The sequence below is a fragment of the Chamaesiphon sp. OTE_20_metabat_361 genome (genome assembly GCF_031364565.1).
In genome coordinates, this window is sequence record NZ_JANLWO010000324.1 from 1 (window position 1) to 3,944 (window position 3,944).

The following is a 3,944-nucleotide window of genomic DNA, read 5'->3' on the forward strand; positions in this document are numbered from 1 at the left end:
CTTCGATCCAGTGTCCCTTTTTTTGAAACGCGTGAGGAATATATCTGACAAACTTCATGCCAACTTTTTCGAGGACGCGCCGACTAGCTTTATTCCAGAGCGCATGACTGGCTTCGATGCGGCTAGCACCGAGGATTTCAAACCCAAACTCTAGCATGGCAAGGAGTGAGTCAGTCATATAACCTTGTCCTTGATGCTCTGGATGCGTCCAAAATCCCAGATTCCACACATCTTGCCGATCGGTTTTGCGGATCCCAATCCTCCCCAGCAGCAGATCTGAGTGCGGATCGGCGATCGTAAACACATACATTTTGCCCTCATGCCAAGCGCGGAAATTTTCTTGCAGTGGTTCTTCCAGTTCTTCGATCTTCGCTGGCGGTTCCCATTGCATTCCCCGCGTAAATCCGGCAACGCGCGTCGCCGAAAATACTAGGGGGATGTCCGCTACAGTGGGACATCGCAATCGACAGCGAGCGGTTTCAATGGTGGAGCCACTGGGAACGAGAATTGTAAAATCGAGCGGAATGACTGGTTCCATTGCCAACGGGTTATATTTATTTCTCTGGTGTAGAATTATTACAGCTAGTACTTCTACGATCGAACAAGTGATGAAGACAGTTGGTACATGGATCTTCGGAGTTCTGCTGTTAATTGGCTTGGGTTTGAGTGTCTGGATTATCCTCCCCGCACCGATTTTCTCATTACTCCCCTTCAGTGTGGGCGCACCCGAAATCAGTCCGGGATTGACTATTTTTAATGCTCTCTTGCTGATTTTGAGCTGGCTGCGATTTGGGATTAGGAGTGTTCGCCGATCTCGATTGGCGATCGTGACGCTCTGTATCAGCAGTTTAGCCCTCGGACTCAGCGCCCAACCGCTCATCCAATTTGCGCCGACTCAACAGCAAGCCCAAAGCGCGATCGAGTCGAATTTAGGCAGAGATTATCTGACTAAAATTGCGCCTGAGTCGCTGGCGAAGATGCGATCGCAGCCACTAATTATTGCCGACCTCTGGCGCGGTATCACTAGCGATCCAGTCCGGATCGATCGGCAGATTCCGTTCGCTAATCCTGATGGGGTGCCCCTAGCTCTCAATATTTATCGACCCCTAAAAGTCGGTAAATACCCCGCCATCGTATCAATTTATGGTGGTGCATGGCAACGCGGTAGCCCTGATAGCGATGAAAATTTCAACCGTTATATTGCCGCTCAAGGTTATGTTGTCTGGGCAATTTCCTACCGTCACGCGCCTACCTATCGTTTTCCGACTCAAAATGCTGATGTCCGATCGGCATTGACATATATCCAAAACCATGCTGCTGAAAACGAAACCGATCTCGATCGCGTCGCGGCGATCGGTCGCTCGGCTGGCTCCCAACTGGCGATGTTAGCCGCTTACCAGAACCCGCCCTTTCCAATTCGCGCGGTCGTCGATTATTACGGCCCTGTCAATCTGACAACGGGTTATGAAAATGTCCCAACTCCCGATCCGATCGAGTCGCGAGCGACACTGCGGACTTTTTTGGGCGGCACTCCACAGCAATTTCCCGAACTTTACCGTCAAGCATCCCCCATTAATGCTGTCAAACCCGCGCTGCCAGCATCGCTACTCATCTATGGCGGCAAAGACCGCATTGTCGAAGCTAAGTATGGCAAATACCTCGCCACACAATTGCGATCGCAAGGCAATCGTGCCATTTTCATCGAAATTCCGTGGGCGGATCATGCTTTTGATGCGGTATTTCCAGGCATCAGCAATCAACTTGCGCTCTACTACACCGAGCGATTTTTGGCTTGGGCGTTGGCTTTGTAATAATATTTACACGAACTTCTTCAGTTTTTCGGTCGCGATCGGGTAGATGTGGCTAGATCGTGTCTTGTCAATTCTTTGCTTGAAAGTAGAAGCAGCCATCTCTATCTCTACCTTTTGATAGAAAGATTACTGAGTGTCACTAGTATACCATGCAATATATTATACAAACTTAATTGTTGGAGCGCGAGATGCCGAATAACTATAACAATCCTCAAGGTAGGGACAATTTAGACAATGAGATCCAGTACCAGCGCGAACGAGCTGCCGAAGATAATGGTACTAGCAATGGGATCGCGATCGGTGGCCTCTTAGTTTTCTTACTGGGTTTGGGTGGATTGGCGACTTATTTCTGGACGCGACCAGCGCCGACGCCAACACCAGCACCGACAACGATTATCAATACTCCGCCGAACCCTACCGCAACGGTATCGCCAGCACCACAGAAAACGACAATTATCGATCGGACAGTCGAAAAAACTGCGCCCCCACAAGTCAAAGTGGTCGAGGTGCAAAAACCCGCCGCGCCACCAAAAATTATCGAAGTACCCAAACCTTTTGCCGTACCTGGAGCCACCAAAGTAATTGAAGTACCCAAGCCAGTAGTGGTACCTGGAGCTACCAAAGTAATTGAAGTACCCAAGCCAGTAGCGGCACCCACGGCACCTACTACTACTGATAAATCAGATACTGCCAAACCGACGACTACGCCATCAGCAGCACCGACTCCAGGGAGTAGTGATGCCGCGCCGTCTGTTTCGCCTACGCCTAGTAGTGCCGAAGGAAGTAATTAATTAAGATCGATTTATGGCGGTGCTTCGTGTGTAGCAACCGCCAGGACATTCATCACATTTCGACCATTGCTGCAATACCCCCGACTTCTCCAAGAAGTCGGGGGTATGTCCGAAACTAGCGTGGCAGTTGTTGATACCCCTAAGAGATAATTGTGGGAATTTAATACCTCGATTTATCAGACTACAGCGGACGCTCGGGACGTTCTAATTGACAGGCATCACGATCGAGATTGAAAATGCCGCGTCGATCGAAACAAGCGGGAATCTGGTCTACTGGCTGACCGTAATTTTCCTGCGGAAACGTCTGGATCTCTCCATTGGTACCGACTTCACACGGACGATTGATGCTGCACGGAGGTTGTTTAGCCGCGTTGTCATTGACCCCAGTATTAATGATAGCCACGACTCGATTTGTCTTGAGCGAAATCATCGGCGAACCAGACATCCCCCCGACAATACTACAACGGTGACGAATCGATTTGGGCCAGTTGTAGATATCTTCTTTGATATTCGCCGTTGCTCCCACGCGACAGGTAGTGGCGTGGAGGTAGTTTAAACTGTCTTTGACGCCTTCTGACGGTACGCCGACGACGATCGACTGTTCGCCGACTGCGGGGGGTTGAGCGGCAATCTGGAGCAGTTTGATGCCCGCTTGTTTGAGTTCTCCCTGAGTAAGATTTAATTCGAGGATGGCGATGTCGTTATGTTTCATCGTGCCATATACCAGACGTTTGACGGGAATAGTCAACCGCTTGGGTTTAAAATCATAGAAGTAATTAACCGTAAATCGGGTTTTAGTCGATCGATTGACGATAATTTCTCGATTGTTAGGTAATTGACCTGCTTTGCCCTGACAATGCCCATTGGTGAGGACGTAAGCGGGAGCGAGCGGATTTCGACCAGTGGAGATCGCAAAGCCCGTACACACACCATAATCGACATCAATTAAGCCCACGCCATTATAGTTACCACCGGATTTGGTCGATAACATTTGCCAATTGACACGGTTGGAGTTGACTTCTCGATCGGGTATTTTCTGCCCGGATCGATCGAATATCGCCGCTCGAACGTTAGCATTAGGTATATATCCACCGATGCCAATTGCCACTAATATTCCCACGCCTAGGTTCTGGCAAAATCTCATTACCAAGCGGCTGCGAATGGCTCGACCGATCGAATTCTGAAACTGGATGTGAGACATGATTTCCTAGAGCCAGAACTTGCTAAAGTGGAGAGTATCTTCTTCAATACCTGCGATACACTCATCATCAAATATCAATGACGAAAATTTATACTGTTGAGATCCATCATCAGGGAGAAGTTCACACGATCGAAGTTCCTG

At 49.2% G+C, this 3,944-nt stretch carries 4 protein-coding genes; 2 read left to right on the forward strand and 2 right to left on the reverse strand.

Going from position 1 to position 3,944, the window contains the following annotated elements; genetic code table 11:
- On the reverse strand, positions 1-538 hold a 538-nt coding region (locus tag RMO35_RS09650; protein WP_309740648.1), incomplete at its 3' end, for a GNAT family N-acetyltransferase.
- Between RMO35_RS09650 and RMO35_RS09655 the strand changes: the two genes are divergently transcribed.
- Entirely contained in the window at positions 525-1,811 is a 1,287-nt protein-coding gene (locus RMO35_RS09655) for an alpha/beta hydrolase (RefSeq protein WP_309740650.1), read from the forward strand. The genes RMO35_RS09650 and RMO35_RS09655 overlap by 14 nt on opposite strands.
- Before the next feature lie 188 nt (positions 1,812-1,999).
- Complete coding sequence (locus tag RMO35_RS09660) at positions 2,000-2,602, forward strand: hypothetical protein (RefSeq protein WP_309740654.1); 603 nt, start codon at positions 2,000-2,002, stop codon at positions 2,600-2,602.
- 181 nt (positions 2,603-2,783) lie between these two features.
- Here RMO35_RS09660 and RMO35_RS09665 read toward each other — a convergent pair whose 3' ends face one another.
- A complete protein-coding gene (locus tag RMO35_RS09665) occupies positions 2,784-3,803 on the reverse strand; it encodes a serine protease (RefSeq protein WP_309740658.1) in 1,020 nt (339 codons plus the stop codon).
- Between the last annotated feature and the right edge of the window lie 141 nt (positions 3,804-3,944).

Bases quoted from the DNA above. Each gene is read 5' to 3' on its own strand.
- RMO35_RS09660 (WP_309740654.1), top strand. From the start codon at position 2,000: ATGCCGAATAACTATAACAATCCTCAAGGTAGGGACAATTTAGACAAT.
- RMO35_RS09655 (WP_309740650.1), top strand. From the start codon at position 525: ATGACTGGTTCCATTGCCAACGGGTTATATTTATTTCTCTGGTGTAGA.
- RMO35_RS09665 (WP_309740658.1), bottom strand. From the start codon at position 3,803: ATGTCTCACATCCAGTTTCAGAATTCGATCGGTCGAGCCATTCGCAGC.